At 49.9% G+C, this 18602-nt stretch carries 13 protein-coding genes and 1 pseudogene; 8 read left to right on the top strand and 6 right to left on the bottom strand.

Going from position 1 to position 18602, the window contains the following annotated elements; translation table 11 throughout:
* The first annotated feature begins 643 nt into the window (after window positions 1-643).
* The 3 genes from ICL55_RS01210 to ICL55_RS01200 are packed head-to-tail and all read left to right on the top strand — an operon-like array spanning window position 644 to window position 8007.
* Window positions 644-3268, top strand: a complete 2625-nt coding sequence (locus ICL55_RS01210) for an ROK family protein (RefSeq protein WP_188094220.1) — start codon at window positions 644-646, stop codon at window positions 3266-3268.
* Entirely contained in the window at window positions 3262-4683 is a 1422-nt protein-coding gene (locus ICL55_RS01205) for a sugar porter family MFS transporter (protein ID WP_281392390.1), read from the top strand. The genes ICL55_RS01210 and ICL55_RS01205 overlap by 7 nt, the downstream gene beginning before the upstream one ends.
* Window positions 4684-4692: 9 nt before the next feature.
* On the top strand, window positions 4693-8007 hold the full coding sequence (locus ICL55_RS01200; RefSeq protein ID WP_188094218.1) for a glycoside hydrolase family 38 N-terminal domain-containing protein: 3315 nt from the start codon (window positions 4693-4695) through the stop codon (window positions 8005-8007).
* 50 nt (window positions 8008-8057) lie between these two features.
* Here the strand turns inward: ICL55_RS01200 and ICL55_RS01195 are convergent, their stop codons facing one another.
* Window positions 8058-8801, bottom strand: coding sequence for a GntR family transcriptional regulator (locus ICL55_RS01195; RefSeq protein ID WP_188094217.1), 744 nt, complete (start codon window positions 8799-8801; stop codon window positions 8058-8060).
* Window positions 8802-8963: 162 nt separating this feature from the next.
* Here ICL55_RS01195 and ICL55_RS01190 point away from each other — a divergent pair, with 162 nt between their 5' ends.
* The gene (locus ICL55_RS01190) at window positions 8964-9992 is read left to right on the top strand and encodes an SDR family oxidoreductase (protein WP_188094216.1); all 1029 of its coding nucleotides are present in this window, start codon (window positions 8964-8966) and stop codon (window positions 9990-9992) included.
* The gene (locus tag ICL55_RS01185) at window positions 9993-10562 is read left to right on the top strand and encodes a Crp/Fnr family transcriptional regulator (RefSeq protein ID WP_188094215.1); all 570 of its coding nucleotides are present in this window, start codon (window positions 9993-9995) and stop codon (window positions 10560-10562) included. It abuts the gene before it with no gap.
* A gap of 48 nt (window positions 10563-10610) precedes the next feature.
* Here ICL55_RS01185 and ICL55_RS01180 read toward each other — a convergent pair whose 3' ends face one another.
* Window positions 10611-11708 (bottom strand): hypothetical protein, encoded by a 1098-nt coding sequence (locus ICL55_RS01180; protein ID WP_188094214.1) that lies wholly within the window; start codon window positions 11706-11708, stop codon window positions 10611-10613.
* A gap of 91 nt (window positions 11709-11799) precedes the next feature.
* On the opposite strand from ICL55_RS01180, the gene ICL55_RS01175 reads away from it, so the two are divergent.
* The gene (locus tag ICL55_RS01175) at window positions 11800-11961 is read left to right on the top strand and encodes a hypothetical protein (protein ID WP_188094213.1); all 162 of its coding nucleotides are present in this window, start codon (window positions 11800-11802) and stop codon (window positions 11959-11961) included.
* A 45-nt stretch (window positions 11962-12006) separates the two neighbouring features.
* On the opposite strand, the gene ICL55_RS01170 is transcribed toward ICL55_RS01175, so the two are convergent.
* Window positions 12007-12759 carry a hypothetical protein gene (locus ICL55_RS01170; protein ID WP_188094212.1) on the bottom strand — a complete coding sequence of 251 codons (753 nt, stop codon included), beginning with the start codon at window positions 12757-12759 and terminating at the stop codon, window positions 12007-12009.
* Window positions 12760-12995: 236 nt separating this feature from the next.
* On the bottom strand, window positions 12996-13478 hold the full coding sequence (locus ICL55_RS01165; protein ID WP_188094211.1) for a hypothetical protein: 483 nt from the start codon (window positions 13476-13478) through the stop codon (window positions 12996-12998).
* 205 nt (window positions 13479-13683) lie between these two features.
* Here ICL55_RS01165 and ICL55_RS35155 point away from each other — a divergent pair.
* A pseudogene (locus ICL55_RS35155) lies at window positions 13684-14433 on the top strand (terpene synthase family protein); the annotation flags it as partial.
* Window positions 14434-14631: 198 nt separating this feature from the next.
* On the opposite strand, the gene ICL55_RS01160 reads toward ICL55_RS35155, so the two are convergent.
* Both ICL55_RS01160 and ICL55_RS01155 read right to left on the bottom strand, forming a co-directional pair.
* Entirely contained in the window at window positions 14632-15387 is a 756-nt protein-coding gene (locus ICL55_RS01160) for a LytR/AlgR family response regulator transcription factor (protein ID WP_188094210.1), read from the bottom strand.
* A complete protein-coding gene (locus tag ICL55_RS01155) occupies window positions 15350-17368 on the bottom strand; it encodes a tetratricopeptide repeat-containing sensor histidine kinase (RefSeq protein WP_223151252.1) in 2019 nt (672 codons plus the stop codon). Before ICL55_RS01155 ends, ICL55_RS01160 begins: the two co-directional genes overlap by 38 nt.
* Between ICL55_RS01155 and ICL55_RS01150 the strand changes: the two genes are divergently transcribed.
* Entirely contained in the window at window positions 17337-18518 is a 1182-nt protein-coding gene (locus ICL55_RS01150; protein WP_223151250.1) for a vWA domain-containing protein, read from the top strand. The genes ICL55_RS01155 and ICL55_RS01150 overlap by 32 nt on opposite strands.
* The last annotated feature ends 84 nt before the right edge of the window (window positions 18519-18602 follow it).

Raw genomic sequence — 18602 nt, 5'->3', positions numbered from 1 at the left:
CTTTTCACAGGGCTAAAGCCCTGGGCTACGATGTTGTTCAATTTCTTTAACCAGAGATGCTATATATAGCGGATAGCCTTTTAACTAGTGCGGGTAAGGACATATGCCGGTATTGACGATGTTTGATTTTTTGAATGCACGCTATGCCTAACGATGCGCTTTTCACAGGGCTAAAGCCCTGGGCTATGATGTTGTTCAATTTCTTTAACCAGAGATGCTATATATAGCGAACAGCCTTTTAGCTAGTGCGAGTAAGGGCATATGTTCACCTTTTTTGCATGAGGTTATGGGATTGTTTGATTTTCTGAAATGGAGATATTTTACCTTTTTTACCAATTTTACCTTTTAGATTTTACCTTTTAGATCTTACATTTTAGATCTTACCTTTTAGATTTTACCTTTTACCGCTTTTTAGGGGGTCTGATTCCAACCACCCAGCCTTTATTTTTTTATCCGGTCGTTCGATTTTAGGATCGTCATCCTGCTTTTTCCTTTCGTTGGGTAATCGTCTATACCTTGATTCAATAAGGCTTTTCTTGTTGTGGCTGTTAACTGCTGCCCGCTCTTCCCGTTTGTCGCCTTCAAATTAATTTGCCACTCCAAAAACTTTTATTATGTTTGAACATATGAACATTAAAAAATAATGGGAACGGGGAAAAAAATAGCGATCGACATTGGCGGCAGTCATGTATCTGCCTGTATAGTAGACACCACTCATCCCGGAACGGACCCGGGCATGATGATCACCAAGAGTTTGCAGGCGGACGGCAGCGCGGCAGACATTATTTCCACGATAGCCGGTTGTATCACCGCCTTTAAAGATACGGCGGTAGATGGCATCGGGATAGCCATGCCGGGGCCTTTTGACTACCGTCAGGGCATCAGCGCCATCACCAAAGTGGGCGGGAAATTCAGCCGTCTTTTTGGCCTGCATGTAAAACAGGCCTTACAGGACGCCGCCGGCATCGGCGACCTGCCGGTTCATTTCTGCAATGACGCGCATTGCTTTGCGATCGGCGCCCGGCAGGTACTGGGCCTCAGCGGCGAAAAGGCCGTATTCCTGACATTGGGCACCGGTTTTGGATCGGCCTTTCTGGAAAACGGCGAACTGGCAACAGGACCAGAAGGCCTACCATCAGCAGCATTCTATGATTGCCCTTTTCAGGACGGGCTGGCAGATGACTACTTCTCTACCCGCTGGCTGCTGGAAGCCTTCCGGCAACAGACCGGCGTGGTAGCCCCTTCCGTGAAAGCGATGGCCGAACAATATGAAACAATGGCCCGTCCGGTATTTCACGCCTTCGGCGGAAACCTGGGCGCTTTTCTGCGGCCCTGGCTGGCTACCTATGGCTGCACCGAACTCGTCATCGGTGGCAACATCGCCCGCGCCCATGCCTTGTTTTCCGGTCCGCTCGAAGCACAACTCCATGATCTTACCATAAAAATCACCTACTGTCAGGATACAGCACATTGTATGCTGACCGGCGCTGCCATAGCGCCACATCCATCAGACAGTACCGACATACGCCGCACCACCCAGCCACTGCTGCCCGTGTCAACCGGCAACACCGGTGAAGATACCTATACCGTCTTTCCCTCTTTTCAGACGGGCCGTCCGGTACAGGAAGGCTACGCCTCACTGGCAGCATGGATCAAAGATGAACATCTTATCATCATAGATGGCTACGAGGGCGTACTGTGGGAAAAATTCAGAACAGCGCTCCATCAGGCGCTACGGTCCCACAACCGGCCGGTATACTGGTATCATGCCGGCGTAGGCCTGCAAACGCCCGCCGCCATCAACACCATGCTGGAAGAGTATTCCGGCACGGCCGACCCGGTATTCGGCAAACGATTCGAAGGCACGCTGGCCGATTTCTTTGATGCCGAAAAATTAGCATCGATACGCCCCGAAGATACGCCCGGCCTGCATATCGTCTATGGCACCGGCGCCGCCCTCACCGGCCTACAGGGCAAAACACTGTACGTGGACATCCCTAAAAACGAGATCCAGTACCGCTTGCGGGCCGGTAGCATCACCAACATCGGCACACCTACGTATACGTATAAACGCTGCTACTTCGCCGACTGGCCTGCGTTGAATAAACATAAACAGTCCTTATTACCGTACATCGATGTGATCATCGATGGGCAACGGCCCGATACCATCACCTGGATGGAAGGCGCGCAACTACGTGCATCCCTCGACGTAATACTCACCCGGCCATTCCGCGCCCGGCCCTGGTTTGAAGCCGGCGTATGGGGCGGCGACTGGATGAAAAAACATCTCCCCGGTCTGAACCCGGATGAAGTCAACTATGCCTGGTCCTTTGAACTGATCACACCGGAAAACGGCCTCGTACTGGAAGGCAGCGGCAACCTGCTGGAAATAACCTTCGACATGCTGGCATTCCATAACAATCATCAGCTGCTGGGCAAAGCTGCGCCACGCTTTGGCACCGCCTTCCCTATCCGCTTCGATTTCCTCGATACGTTCAACGGCGGCAACCTGTCTATACAATGCCACCCGCGGCCGGCATATACCCTGCAACATTTCGGGGAGAACTTCACACAGGACGAAACCTACTATATCCTCGACTGTGAACAGGATGCAGAAGTGTATCTTGGTTTCCAGGAAGACATACAACCTGCTGCCTTCAGAGGCGCACTGGAAGCGGCCATCAACGATGGTACGCCGCTGCCCGTAGAAAAATACGTGCAGCAGTTCACCGCCAACAAACACGATCTGTTCCTGATCCCCAACGGTACTGTACACGCCTCCGGTAAAAACAATCTGGTACTGGAGATCAGTAGTACGCCGTACATCTTTACCTTTAAAATGTACGACTGGCTGCGGACAGACCTCAACGGCCGCCCACGTCCCATCCATCTGGACCGTGCGTTTGACAACCTGTATTTTGACAGGAAAGGCCAGACCGTACGCGACACGCTGATTTCGAAGCCGCAGCTGCAGGAAGAATGGACATCCGGCAGGAAATGGCAGTTGCCTACCCATCCGGAACATTTCTATACGGTAGACCGTTATGAGTTCTCCGGTGATGTGGCCATCGCTACCAACGGGCAATGTCATATCTGTATGCTGGTAGAAGGCCGTCAGCTGGACGTTACCGCCGGTGATGGCACCCAACGTTTTCAGTATGCCGAAACCTTCGTCATTCCCGCAGGGGCCGACAGCTATACCTGTCGTTATACCGGCGAAGGCAAAGCCATGCTGGTAGTGGCATATGTAAAAGACAACTATTGCTGATTCAAATATTTCACGTCATGGGAAACAGTAACACACGCCTGTTCATCACCACCATCACCCTGATCGCTGCCCTGGGAGGCCTGCTTTTTGGCTTCGACATTGCGGTTATCAGCGGTATCATTCTTCCCGTAAAAACACAATACCAGCTGACCGCTTCACAGGAAGGCTGGTTCGTTTCCTGTGCCCTGCTGGGATGTATCGCAGGGGTGGCCGTTTCCGGCACGCTGAGCGACCGCATAGGCCGCAAAAAAGTGCTGGCCCTGGCAGCCTTCCTTTTCCTGGTGAGCGCCATCGGGTTCGCCGTGTCCGCCACCTATCCCTTGCTGATATTTTTCAGGGTGCTGGCAGGCATGGGCGTAGGCGTGGCCTCCAACATCTCGCCGCTTTACATCTCAGAGCTGGCGCCGGCTTCCCGAAGGGGACGACTCGTAACGTTTTATCAACTCGCCATTACAATCGGGATCATGGTCGCGTATTGTTCCAACCTGGCGATACAGCGCCATGCCGCCGCCACAGGCGATACATCCGGAGGGTGGCTGCACTGGCTGTTTGTCACCGAATACTGGCGGGGCATGTTCCTCGTCGGCGTAGTGCCCGCAGCCGCGTTTTTCCTGCTGCTGGCTATTGTACCCGAGAGCCCGCGATGGCTGGCCCGCTTTGGCCGGCAAACGGAAGCACTACATATCCTGGAGAAAATCAACAGCAACAAAGCAGATGCCTCCAACGAGTTGCAGGCCATCCTGGCCGTATCTGCCGATCAGGCCAATGGCGGGCTGCGTGCCCTGCTACAGCCACCGCTGCGGCATCTGTTGGTGATGGCGTGTGTGTTGACAGCCTTCTCGCAGTTCAGCGGTATCAATGCCGTGATCTATTACGGCCCTACCATTCTGCGCTCTTCCGGCGTAGTGGCCAATGATACGCTGTTGTACCAGGTGATGCTGGGCGCCGCCAATATGCTCTTCACTTTTGTGGCCATCTGGAAAGTAGACAGCCTCGGTCGCCGGCCACTTTACCTGGCAGGCTCCATCTGCGCCGCCGCGGCACTAACGCTCACGGGTATCTGTTTTCTGTTGAAGATAAACGGATGGCCGCTGCTGATACCCATCACCTTTTTCCTGCTGTTCTTCGCCTTTTCGCTGGGACCGCTGAAATTTGTGATTGCCACGGAGATATTTCCGACACCGGTGCGCGGACTCGCACTATCCATCTGTATCCTCGTGATGTGGGTATCTGACTGGCTACTCAATCTGCTGTTCCCTGTTATGCGGGAAGGCATGGGCATCGCGGCCACTTTCTTCCTGTTTGCCGGTTGTTGTCTCTTCTCTTTTTTCTATGCGAAAAAATACCTGTTTGAGACCAAAGGTCAATCGCTCGAAAACATCACCATCAAAGAAAAAACGATCATCCACCATTAATCATTTGTTATGAGGAGAATATTCTGTTGTATCACAGTTTTACTTGCCGGCGTACTGAGCGCGTCCGCCCAGAAAACGGTGCCTTACCTCGGCAAGGTAGACTGGATCAATGGCTACGACCATGAAATTGAAGGAGAAAGCATGCGCTACTATTCCGCCTTTCCTGACTACGCTACTACCGCACTGCTTACCCGCGCTACCGACGGCCACAAGGTCATAGCATGGGAAACGGCTGCCGTACCCGCTCGCGTGAAAGGTCCCTATGTGTATTTCAGCTGGGTGGCAGGCCACTCCACCGCTACCAGCAGCGGCGACCGCCATTTCGATCTGTATGTAGACGGAGAAAAGTTGCTGACGTTCACCACCAAACCCGGTAATCAGGCGCCGACCTGGACTTTCGGCGCACCCGACAGCAGCCGCATCGTGTTTGAGCAACTTCGGAAAGATGGCGCCAACGATTCCCACGGCCTCATGTTCCTCCGGCTGCCGGTGAGCCGCGTTAAACCCGGCAAACCAGTCAGGGTGAAAATCATCGGTCAGGCGCAACAAAGCAACGACTGGCTCATGACGTTCAAATTCTCCTTTGAAGAAAAGGTGGACATCCACCCACAACCCTTTATCCTTAAAAACGGATCACAGCCGATAACCCTTACTGCGCTTCACTTTGGTACGCCGCGTACCTTCCGGGTGACCGTAGGCGGCAAAAAAGTGTATTCCTTCCCAGTAGCAGATGGTGTCAATAATTTTGATATCCCTGTCACCGCCGTAAAACAAGCCGACAGTATTCGTATAGTCGTTTCCGATGCCGGCAAAGTACTGGCAGACCGGTTCGTTACCCTGAAGCCTGTTACTTACCGCGAACTGCATTTCATACACCATTCCCATACAGACATCGGCTATTCACACCTGCAGCCGGAAGTGCTGAAAATACACCTCCGCAACATCAACGATGCGCTGGACATGATCGCCGCTACCCGCAGCTATCCGGAAGAAGCCAGATTCAAATGGAACATCGAATCACTGTGGGCAGTAGAGCATTTCCTGCAACAGGCCACCCCGGAAAAAAAGGCGGCATTCATTCAGGCCGTAAAAGATGGCAACATCTGCCTGTCGGCCTTGTACGCCAATATCCTCACCGGCCTCACACTTCCGGAAGAAACATTCCATTACACCGACTTCGCCACACAACTGCGCAAAGCCTATGGGCTGAAAATACCCAGTGCCATGATTTCCGATGTACCGGGTTATACCTGGAGCACCGTAACAGCACTGGCGAAAGGTGGTGTGAAATACTTCTCCAGCGGACCCAATTACCTGGGTGAAAGTCATCCTTACCTGGGCGACCGTGTAGGCCATTTCGTGCGCAGCTGGGGTGATAAGCCCGTATGGTGGGAGTCTCCCTCCGGCCAGGAAAAAATACTGTTCTGGACAGGTGGCAAAGGCTACTCCTCCTGGCATGGTACCGCTCCCGGCGCCGTTTTTGAAAGAGGTCCGCAGAAGATAGCCGCCTACCTGAATGAGCTGGACGAGAAACATTACCCTTATGATATCGTTCAATGGAGATACAATGTGGTAGCCGATAACGGGCCGATAGACACTGCTATCTCCCGTTTCGTTAAACAGTGGAATGAAAAATATTCATCTCCCAAAATTGTACTCAATACCACCGATAAACTCTTTGAAACATTTGAACAGAAATATGGCAAAGACCTGCCCGTGGTAAAAGGTGATATCACCCCTTACTGGGAAGATGGCGCCGGCTCTACCGCGCAGGAAGAAGGACAAAACCGTACCAACAGCCTGCGGTTGTCTCAACTGACCAATGCCTATGCGATGCTGGCCCCGGGCCAATTTAACGCACAGCAGTTTTACCAGGCCTGGACCAACATCCTGATGTTCCATGAACATACCTGGGGCGCGCACAACAGTATCTCTCAGCCGGACGTACCGTTTGTAACGGAGCAATGGCGTATCAAAAAACAGTTCATGCTGGATGCAGACAGTATCCTCCAAATCCTTAGCGGACAGCTGTTCCAGCCCCTTACAGATGAACGTTCCCGCAGCATTGCGGTAGTGAATACGCTCTCCTGGCCCCGTAGCGGACCGGTGAAAATTAAAGTCAGCGGCAAATCCGTGAAAGATGCGCGCGGCCGTAAATACCCGCTGCAACGCCTCTCCGACGGTACTTTTGTATTCCTGGCCAACGAGGTGCCTGCCTTCGGCACCGTCGTGTACACCGTGAGCGATGAACCGGCAAACGCGGCCAACACGCTTAAACACAGCAACAATACGCTTTCCAACGGCAACATCGTGGTTAGCTGGGACGGCAACGGCAGCATTACCCAACTGTCGGCGAAAGACGGTCATAACTACGCCGGCACTTTCGGCGGACAAGGGCTCAACAGCTACTGGTACGTACCCGGTCAGAACCCTGCCGATGCCGTTACCAACCAGCCGGTACAGGCGCAGGTAACAGAGAGCGGCCCGGTAGTAACGACCGTCGTGCTCCGCGCCCAGGCGCCGGGTGCCAATGCGTTAGAGAAACGACTGACACTCTATGCCAACAGCAACATCGTGCTGATTGAAAATACCATTGACAAAAAACCGGTGAGACAAAAAGAAGCGCTGCACTTCGGATTCCCGTTTGAAGTGCCTTCCGGCCAGGTGACGCTGGACGCAGGCTACGGCACCATGCGTTACCTCAAAGATCAGCTGCCCGGCTCCAATATGGATTTCCTGTTCGGCCGCAGGTGGATAGACATCTCCAACCAGACCAACGGTCTGCAATGGATGCTGCTGGAAGCGCCGATGGCAGAGCCGGACAGCATGATCGACGAACGCCTGCAGATCGCTCAAAGCCATAAAGCCTGGCGGACAAAAGGACAACCGACCACCCGTTGGTTCTCCTATGTCATGAATAACTACTGGCATACCAACTATAAGGCCGATCAGGCCGGCGCCAGCAGCTATCATTATGCCCTGCAACCGCATGGCCAGGCCGATGGCGCAGCACTGGAAACAGCCGCGGCGGACTTCACACAGCCCCTCATTGGTTTCCCGGTGAAAAAGGGCGCTGCCCTACCGGCGGGTCTCTTCCGGCTGAGCAATGCGGCCGTCGTGGCGACCGCCATAGTGCCACAGGAAAACGGTCAGTATATGGTACGCCTCTTTAACCCCGGTAAGACCACCCAAAGCACCGGGTTTGACTGGGGCACGCTGAAGCCTGCACGAATTACCGTCGTAAGAAATGGTGAAACCAAAGATGCCAGGGCCTCCTTTAGTCTGCCCGCCATGGGCGTAGAAGAATATCTGCTTATTCCGTAACCATATCCCATAAAGAAAATGCCGGATGATATTTCATCCGGCATTTTTATTTACAGTTGAGGTCTTTTTAGTTCGATACTATACGTAAAACAATCGCTTCGGTACCAGCAGATGTTAAACTCCAGCGGCCGTCGGCTCGCGTCCAGCACTACTCTGCGTCTTTCCAGCACCGGTGCACCTTTTTTGATCTTCAGCAAACCCGCGATTTTTTCATCTGCGCCGATTGCTCTGATTTCTTCCTGAGAATAAACAGGTACCACGTGAAAATCCGCGTCCAGCATCTCATACAGCGGGCGGTCAAAGTTCTCTTTGCCGGTAAGCCCTATTCTGGGATGAAAGAAAGACTCGAAATATACCATGGGGTTTTTCTCCGTGCTGCGGATACGTTCCAGGCAAACTACCGGCTGGCCTGGTTCTGTTTGCAGCATCTTCGCCACTTCCTCCGCCCCTTTCAGCACCGATACTTTGCTCTTCAGCGTTTTGAACGGGATGCCTTTGTCTTCCATCTCATGCGTGAAGCTGTACCAGTTATCCAGGTTAGTGGTGATCTTTTTCTTTTTCACCACGGTGCCATAGCGTTTCTTCCTCTCGAGCAGTCCGTCCTTGACCAGGTTGCCGATGGCCATGCGTAAGGTGTTCCGGGAAATACTCCATCGTTTCGCCAGGTCCGTTTCTTTTGGAAAAATGTCTCCCTCCCGGAAATAATCCTCGCGGATCAGCTTCCGTAATAGTTCTTCCGCCTGCTGGTGCAGAGGGATTTTACTATCGTGGTCCAATAAAGGTATCTTCGTCATATATGTACGAACATATCACTTTTTTGCGATCGGGGGAAATTTTTATGTCTGGACATTAATAAGGTACGTCTTCTTTTCCTGGCCACGTGCCGGTGGAATTTCTTACCAAATGGTAATTGCCGGTTGGCGTAGCTGTGTCAATTTTGTCTAAAATTGAAAATCATGAACAGCCAACGTGTTTTATTGACCGGCGTGACCGGCTTTCTGGGATCTCATACCACCATCCGGTTACTGGAGAAAGGGTATGAAGTTATTGGCACCCTTCGGGACATGGACCGGGCAGCGGCCATTGGGGAAGTGATTGCCCGGCATACGGCCTATGCGCACCGTTTAACCTTTGCACAGGCAGACCTTCAGGATAAAGAGAAATGGTTTGACCTGACGAAAGGTGTCGATTTCGTGCAACATGTCGCGTCTCCTTTTCCGAGGGAAGTGCCCAAACACGAGGATGATATTATTATTCCCGCGAGAGAAGGTGTTTTAAACATCATGAAAGCGGCTGCCGCCAATAAAGTAAAACGGTTTGTACTGACTTCCTCCAGCTCCGCCGTAGGTTATGGCAAAACACCTCAACAGCAGGCGAAGGTGATGAATGAATCCGACTGGACCAATGTTGACTATGCCAGGGACCTTACCCCTTATTTCAAAAGCAAAGCGGTCGCAGAAAAGGCAGCCTGGGATTTTATCAAAGATGACCGGTCGGGCATGGAGCTGGTGACCGTTTTACCCGGTGCGATATTGGGCCCGGTACTGGAACAGGATTTTGGCACCTCCGCCAATATCGTCATCAAAATACTGGATGGCAGTGTTCCGGCCCTGCCTAAAGTTGGATTTGAGATAGTAGATGTCCGTTCCGCGGCCGATGCGCTTATCCGTGCCATGGAAATACCGGAGGCCGCGCAGAACCGCTATCTGGCCTCTGCCGGCTTCCTGATGATGAAAGACATTGCACAGATACTGAGAAAAGCTTATCCCGGCAGAAAGCTGCCTTCCAGGGAGCTACCCAATTTTCTGGTACGGCTGCTGGCAAAATTTGACGCCACACTGGGCCCTATTCTTCTCGACCTCGGCATCAAAAGACAGGTGGATGCCAGCAAAGCCAGACGGGACCTGCAATGGCAGCCGGTATCGACGCAGGAAGCAGTATTGTCGTGCGCAAAAAGTATCTTTGAAACCGGAATCGTAAAATAGATGGACAAACTCACTTCAACGCTGGAATTTGGCGGCATCCTTTCTCCGAAAGATATTGCGCTTTTTTCCGGTCAGTTTAAAAAGAGACAGTTAAAATCCGGAGAACACTTTCAAAAAGACGGCGACATCTCCCACGAAATCGCTTTCGTGGAAAGTGGCATCCTGCGGCTGTATACGGCCACTCCCGACGGCGCCGAGGTGACGAAGTACTTCGCCCGGGAGAAGCAGTTTCTTGTTGACCTGGAAAGCTATTATTCCTTAAAGCCTTCCAACAATCCGATACAGGCCGTGGTGGATACCGGGATCTACTCCATCCGCAAATCAGCCATCGAAAAGCTGAGCCTTGAAATACCTCATCTGTATATCTTCATCAAAACCATTTCAGAAGCGGCGTTGCTGACTAAAATAAAAGACAACGACTTCCTGAATTTCGGGGACTCAAAAACCAAGTACCTCGAGTTTGTGAAGCGCTATCCTGATCTTGCTTTACAGGTACCGCAACAGTTCATCGCCTCTTATCTGCAAATCACGCCACAGTCGCTCAGCCGGATCAGACGGGAAATCAGGTAAAGATTTTACTGGTATTCAAAAGTTGCTGTGCTAAGTGCCGGACGTATCTCACAACTTGTAGTCCACCTTCAGTATCCGGTCCGCTTCAATATCTTCCGGCAGGGTATTCATCATGCTGTAATAAACGGGAACGCCTGCGTACTGAAACGGCGTATTCCTCGTAATGGTGACATATTCTTTCAGCCGGTCATACCCGTTTAAATTCTCCTTTGCTACTTTGTCGGCGGCAGTGTGGCGGTAATATACCCGGGACGATGATTGTTTTAACAGCGTGATATCTTCGCCGGTTTCGGTGCCATCCAGCGTGCGGTTGATGGCCGCCGTGAGTTTATCTTCTGTGGCATCGGACTCAACGAATACATATATTTCATGCCCGTAGGATACTGATGAAATGAAGCCTTTATTCACCGCATTCGTGGCATAATAATCTTTGTAACGTTGTAGCCCGTCGAGGTAGTCAAAAAAGACAGTATGATAACTGGCTACGGAGTATACCATACAGCCGGTCTTCTTTTCGAGAGCGGCATGTTTCGCAGCAGGAATCAGTTGACTGACAGGCACCGGATCAAAAAAGCGGTTCGTCAGCGTACCGGGAAACGATAAAAACAAAGTGGCATAATCTGTAAAAGGAACCGCCTTACCGCTACCGACGCCAGACACCGGTCCTTTGTTTTCCCGGAACCAATACCGGATGGTGCCATCCACCGCAGCCCTGGATGCTGTCAGGAGGGTATCATACGGTTTAACGAGATGGTTGCTGTTAAATATTTTCACCTGCTGGTTGGCCGGTCCTGCTACAAATTCCAGCTCGTTCCTGTTTTTGAACGGGACAGGATTAATGGTATTCCCCGGAAATAAATTATTGTCATTATACCGGTACCATCCGGCGGTATACCCAATAAAAAAGCTGATCCCGGCGCTGTCCTGCCATACACTGTCCCGCACGATGTTATTCAACTGCCACTTTTTTATGGCGTTGGTGAGCGAATCTATCCGGGCTTTTTTAGCGGTAGCGGAAGCGACAGGCGTGGTGGGTCCGGGGTTGGTGGGTGGTGGGTCCTGAGGTCTGTTGGGCGTTTCCTTTTTTCCGCAAGACATCACTATCATGAGTACAGATAGGGCTACTACAGTATGCTTTCGTATCATAGACATTTGGGTTGAACATCTTTTTTTGTAGTCAAAGTTCATGCCGCCTTATCGCATAGTTGTCGTGTACCTTTCGTTAAATTTCCTTCATATGAAAAAAGTCACCGTTAAACAGAAACCGTTATCCCTGCAGCGGTTCACCGTTGCCGCTTTGAATCAGTCTGCCTCCGCTCAGCGCATGCAGGACACTACTTCGAGCAAAGCGTTTGACACTACCTCCAGCAAGGTACAGGACACACACTGGACCAGGTAAATGAGAAAATAAAAGAGGCCGGAAATCCCGGCCTCTTTTATTTTGCTAAGGTTGTTCGTTATACTCCACTATCAGCGTAGGTCTTCTCGCCACATCAGTATTTGTTGATCCACAGAAAATACGGATGTTATAACTGTTCGTTTCAGATTGCAGTTGAATCATCAGGCCCAAAGGTCCTACCTGGCCACCATCAGACACCAGTTGTTTTACCATCGCTGTTACGTCTACCGCTTCATCGTGGACAGTCAACCTGGTATGAGGCACCAGCACCTGGTTTGCGGTAGTCACCGCCGGCTGATTGAACCAGTTGAACTGCCCCATGGTGGTCATCTGTAACGGCGTCGTAATTTTCCTCACATAGAAGGCGTTGTTGGTGCCGTAGTTAGCGTCCACCTGATTGCCATTACCCACCGGGTTACGGTCGGAGTAAAGCATCAGCGTGGCAGACTTAATCAGCCCCGGATTCACAGAGGGGAGCGGCAGCGACGTGACAAAGTAACTTCTGTAGGTATACCATATGCCGGAGACGGTCCATGTACCGGCAATAAACTGATGGTAAGGGAAGGCGCTGCCATCTTTCTGGGCATTACCAAACAGCAGCCCTGTTTTTTCTTCGAAGAATCCACGGGGAGAAATCATCTGCAGGGTGTCGGGATGCCTCTTCCCATTAGCATTCATTGTTTGCTGATTGTCGATGGCCGCAACATCCGGGGATGCGTTGTCTTTTTTACAGCTCATCACAGCGGAAACAGCCAGCAGCGCAAGCACCGGCAGACGCAAGGAGGACAGGAATTTCATAGTGTTGAATTTTTCGGTTATGTTTTGAGAACGGGTTGAGAAAAACAATACCTCAAAATAGTGGATGGATTATTCCTGTGCAATGTTTTTTAAAGACATGAAAAGTTGCATCTTCCGGTATTAGGCAGGCTGGTTGACTGAAATAATGCAGGTGTCAGGACGGAGAGATTTTTCAGCTTGATAATTTGTTGATTAAAAGAAATTATATCGGTAAAACGCTCCTTTTTTGAAATTTATTAAATGACTGGCGCCCGGTAGCTAATCTTATACGTTTGCATGATCAGCGCATTCACAAAGGGCGTAGTGTTTTCTCCGGGATACAAAAAAAGATCTTCCGCGGTATATTCATAGAAAGTAGCGTTGTTCTCCCTCTCATCATAGGCCACAAATGGAATGATAACGGCATCACCGTCCTTGAGCGCACGCTTAAAAATGGCGGTCCAGTTTATCCCTTTAAAAATGGCCGGGTCCGCGAGTTGCGGAACCATTTTCTCCGGGAAGTATTTGGAAGCCAGCACATTGACGATTTCTCCGTTGGCCGACAAATTGATTTTCAGCGAAAAAACAGCCGATATTTTTTTCTCAGCAAGCTCCCGGGGAAACCGTGCGTTTCTGTTCAGTACCTTAACAAGGTCGCTCGCTGGTGTGTGCTGATCCTTCGTTTGCGCCATTAAACCAAGCTGAAAGATCAGTAATAAAGTAGTTAGAATCGTCCGCATGTGTAGTTTTTGAAGTTGGCAGTTATGATTACGGCTTTGGTTTTTATTTGAGTACAATGTTTAAAATTAAGAAACATTTTTAAATAGCTCCTAATATTAATCAGTCCGCTAAAAACACCATCCGCTGAAGTTTAATAACAGCCATGAAAAATTAATTTAGCCATGGAAACCACCCTCTTTTCACCCTGATAAATGTTCAACCCGGATGGAAATTCCATTATTAACATCGCGTTTTCAGGTGATGGCCCACCCGCAAATGGAGGAGATTACAGCCGACATCAAAAGATTCTTTAAAACGGAGGCTTTTCATATATTAAACCAGAATACCGCACAGTATGGCGACTACATGTCGGCGGGTGCTCTGTATTCCATATATATCTACCCAATGGGCGACACCGAAAAGCTAAAGGCTGTCAGCCGTTTTTTTGCCTATTGGGCCCTGGTGGATGACCTCTATTTTGACAACTCCGTTGATCTTGATCATATCCAACAGATCATAGACAGATACATCGCCGCACTGGAAGGGATGCCCAACGGGGATAAACTGTTTGCCCCGGTGACTGAATTTTGTTCACGAACCGACTGGAAGGATGGCACTAAAGAGATATTCCGGAATGAAATAAAGAAATACTTACAGTCTACCATGCGTCTGCGTACTGTAGAAATGGAAAAGAAAATCATCAGTGTGGAAGAATATCTTAGTTACCGGCATTTGAATGTTGCCATGTGGGTAATCTATGCACTGTTATATTATACGCAGGATGACCTGGAGCTATACACCTTCCATCACCATACGTTTGCGAAGATATTCGAGTGTTCCGGTATGTGCATCGGTATCCTGCTGGATTTATATAATCTAAAAGCCCACAAAGAAGAAATTTCCAACTACACCAATCTTGTTCAGGTGATCCGGAGAACTGAAAACTGTACCGAAGAAGCGGCCATCAACAGCAGCGTTCAGCTATTTTATGACTATGAGGCTAAAATGGAAGAAGAATGCAACCGGCTGGAGGTCACCTACCCTGGCGCTATATCAAATATGTTCAATCCGGATCGGTCAGGTACTGCAATGAAAGCAGAAAGATGCGTTACCTTCAAAAATACGATACCGATGAGGGCCAGGCCAATGGCCGGACTATTCTCTAGGCCTCCATCACTGAAATGCTTTCAACAAACTATCTTTATAGGCGGGAGATACCTCCACCTCCGTTCCGTCGTTCAGGTTTACATACCCGCCGGCACCTTTATGATAGGACTGAATGTAATGAATATTGATGATGTGCGACTTATGTATCCGCACAAACGGGTGGGGTAACATTTCCGAAAAATGTTTGAGGAAGCGGCATACCATCTTTTTACTGCCGTTGGCTAAATAAACATCCGTAAAATTTCCGTTGCCTTTCAACCGCACTATTTCGTTCATCTTCACCACATCAAATCCATCCAGCGTGGGCAGTATCACCTGCTGCATGGCAGGGTTGCTTTGCCGGGCATTCTCCATGATGATGCGGTTCCGGTCCAGCCACTGCTTCTGTTGCAATTGTTGCTGTACCTTATTCACCGCCAGCACCAGTTCCTCTATGCTGACCGGCTTTAGCAGATAATAGGCAGCACTCTGATTGAGCGCCCTCAATGAATATTCGGAGAAAGCTGTTACAAAAATGGTCTCAAACTGAAGGTCCTGGCAGCCTTCCAGCACATCGAAGGCATTACCAAAAGGCATTTCCACATCGAGAAAAACCAGCTGCGGCCGTAGCGCATGCAACACACTGATGGCCTCATGGCTGTTCTGCGCGGTACCCACTACTTCTACCTGCGGACAGAACTTCCGGAGGTAATTCTGTAGCGCTGCCACCGCCGCGGCCTCATCTTCAACGATGACTGAAGTGATTTTTTCTGTTAACATCATGTTTATGCATTAAGGGGAACTGTAACATCACGCGGGTACCGGTAGCCCCGTCGGCGGTTATCTCCTGCATCTCCAGCCGGATGTGGAGATGGTATATTTCGTTCAGCAGATGGATGCGTTCTTTGGTGTTGGTGATACCTCGGGATTGATGCACCTTCTGGTGGACCGTCTTCAGTTCCTGGCTTTTCGAGAGACCGATGCCGTCGTCTGTGATCTCCACCTGCATAAAGGATTCCTGTTTCCGAAAACGAACGTGCAGCAGTCCTTTGCTGTCTTTATAACGAAGGCCGTGCCATACTGCATTTTCCACGTGAGGCTGTATCAGCATATTGGGGATCATCACCGTATCCGGGTCCAGGGCATCATCTACCTCGAGGATATACGTAAATTTATCACTGAACCGCAGCTGCTCCAGGTCCAGGTATCTTCTCAACTGTTCCGCCTCTATCGCCAAAGGAACGAAGTCTTTATTGGAATGCTCCATCACATTCCGCATCAGCCCGGAGTAAGAGGTCAGGTATTTGTTAGCCGCTACCTCATCGTTTTCCGCGATGTATTGGTTCACACTATTGAGACTGTTGAAGATAAAGTGTGGATTCATTTCGCGGCGCAGGGACTGCAACGCTATTTTTTTATTCTTGACTTTGATCGCACGAAGCGACTGCACGATGAACAACAGCAGCACTACCATCGCGAGGATGGAAGCGATCAGGAAATAATTGAGTTTGTTTTTATTGCTGATCAGCGCCAACTGTAGCGCTTTTTCTCTTTCCAGGTCTTTTATTTTCCCTTCGGTGATGTCAAAAAGGTTAGCATCCACGAGGGAGCTGTCTGTTCTGATAAGTGAATCGAGATTCTGCAGGAAGTTGTCATACCGGGTGAGCGCCACGGCTTCTTTCCGTTGTTGTTTGTAATAACTGGTCAGCGCCAGCAGACAGTCTTTGGCCTTAGAGGTATGCCCGCTTTTAAGTGCAATCCGGTAAGCTTCTTCCAGTAGTTTTCCGGTTTTATCCACCTCCTGTTTAGCCTTATACAGCTCTGCCAGGTCCTGTAACTGATCAATTTGCAGCGCTGTATTATGCTCTTTTTTTGCCTTTTCCAGTATGGTCTCATTACTATGGATGGCTTCTGTTATTTTATTATCCGCTACGTAGGCTTTGGAGATATCTTTACTGATGGCCGCGATATCCATCGTGTTATCACTTTTCTCGATGGCCTTTTTATAGCTGGCAATGGCGTCTGCTTTATTGTCCTGCATCAGCAGGCTGTTGCCCAGCTGTCGGTAAGCATCAGCAGCCTCCGATTTCTTTCCCTCTTTCTCAAAAATATTAATATTCGACTGGGTATAATTGCTTTGCAGGCGGGGATTACCGGTATTGAGCAACCGGTTGGCGTCGTTGAAGTTTACTTTTCCCAGCGTGCTGTCAGCAGACAGGTTTCCGGCGGATTGGTAATTACTGATGGCCGGCGCTATTTTGTGCTGCATCTCCTGCACTTTCGCCAGCGCGCGGCTGGCAGCGGCAGCATTTTCGTGGTTTAACCGGGTATAGATGTCCAGCGCTTTTTTCAGATAGTCCTCCGCCTTGACATAGTCACTTTTCTCTGTCAGCTCCCTGGCCAACGCCTCATAATTGACAGCCGTCTGTAGTTCGTTTTCATTGGAAGACAACGATTCTTTCAGCTTCCTGGCAGCCTTGGATACCGAACTGCCGCCCCACTTTTTACCAGCACCTTCCTGTGCCAGGACAGTTTGCCCCAGGCACAACAATAGCAACAAGATAAGTATACAAAAGCGATCACGTACCATGGTCATTGATTCTACTGCAAAATAAGATTTTTCAGCACGGATAAACGATTGTTTCACCCAGTCATCCCGGCCTTTCACCAAGTGCTCCCGCCGGCAAAGCGGAAGACCGCTATTTTCATGGGGTAATCTTAACTCAAACACGATGAAAACAACAATACTTGCCGGCGCCATCATGGTATCAGGGTTGCTGACCTGGAAATATGATATGATACAACTGTCTCCGGAAAAAGAAACGGTAACGGCTACCCTGGACCAGGTACACCACTCTCCTTCCGCCAGAGACAATACCCGTATTCAGGTAGCCATCCTACTGGACACCTCCAACAGCATGGATGGACTGATAGACCAGGCCAAGTCGAGATTATGGAATATCATCAATACACTGACTACTCTAAAATATCAGGGTAAGACGCCCACTATCGAAATCGCCCTGTATGAATACGGCAACGACGGGCTTTCTCCCGCCTCCAACTTTATCAGACAGGTAACCCCGCTCACCACCGATCTGGACCTGATCTCAGAAAAGCTGTTCTCCCTTCGTACCAATGGCGGACAGGAATATTGCGGGGCCGTCATCAGATCGGCCGTACAATCACTGGAATGGGGACATCACGAAGCCGACATGAAACTGGTTTACATCGCAGGCAATGAACCATTTAACCAGGGAGGCGTCAACTACATCAGTGCCACCGAAGAAGCGGTCAACAAAAACATCTTCATTAATACCATCTTTTGTGGTGATAAGGGAGAAGGGATCGCCACCAAATGGAAAGACGGCGCAGATAAAGGACGGGGCAAATATTTTAATATCGACTCTGACCGGAAAGTTGATTTCGTGGAAACGCCTTACGACAAACTTATTGAAGCATGTAATGAACGCATCAACACTACGTACATTGGATATGGGACGTATGGCGCCTCAAAGAAAAAAAATCAGGCCGTACAGGACGCCAATGCTAAATCCATTTCCAGTGCCAATTCCATTGAACGTTATGTCAGCAAATCAAAGGCGGCTTACAAAAATGAGAGCTGGGACCTTGTAGAACGCAGCAAAACAGATCCCGCTGTGCTGAAAAACATCTCCAAAAGCGATCTGCCCAAAGAGCTACAGGACAAAACAACGGCCGAAATACAAAAGGTGATCGAAGTGAAAAGCAGGGAAAGGGACAGTATCCAGAAAGAGATCGCCGTCCTTGGAAAAAAACGCCAGCAATACATTGACCAAACGATGAAAAAAACCGGGACACCAGACGACCTCGGAACGGCCATCAATCAGTCTATTATACAACTGGCCGCCACAAAAGGCTATACAGCTGAAAAGTAATAACCCTCAGGACTTCCGGAGATTTATCCATTGGCTGACTTCAAATAATAAAACACCATAGCCGCTTAAATCAGGTGATTTAAG

Source organism: Chitinophaga varians (genome assembly GCF_014529945.1).
GTDB lineage: Bacteria > Bacteroidota > Bacteroidia > Chitinophagales > Chitinophagaceae > Chitinophaga > Chitinophaga varians.
This window is presented reverse-complemented; position numbering and strand designations above follow the sequence as displayed.